The 330-nt window shown below is 67.9% G+C and carries 1 pseudogene; it reads left to right on the top strand.

Going from position 1 to position 330, the window contains the following annotated elements:
• Positions 1 to 330: pseudogene (locus RVY79_RS18380) on the top strand (hypothetical protein); the annotation flags it as partial.

Genomic DNA, 330 nt, shown 5'->3' on the forward strand with positions numbered 1-330 from the left:
GCGGGCACGATCGGCTTGGTGCAGCAGGCCAACAGCTCGGCGGACATCACGGTGGCCAAGGACAACGCCGGCACAACCGTCAACTTTGCCGGCCGGGGCACCGGCGGGAGTGTGCTCAACCGCAGGCTGACGGGCGTGGCCGATGGCACGAATGCCACGGACGCTGTCAACCTGGGCCAGTTGGAAAAGGCCACGGGTGCCAGCAAGTATGTTGCATACAACGCGGGTGACCAGGGCGACAACGCTTCTGCAACGGGCAGGGATGCGCTGGCAGTCGGTGGCGCCAGCATCGCAGGCGGCACGGCATCCACAGCGATCGGCGCGGGGGCG

Origin of the sequence: Chromohalobacter sp. HP20-39 (assembly GCF_033052815.1) — a bacterium.
GTDB lineage: Bacteria > Pseudomonadota > Gammaproteobacteria > Pseudomonadales > Halomonadaceae > Chromohalobacter.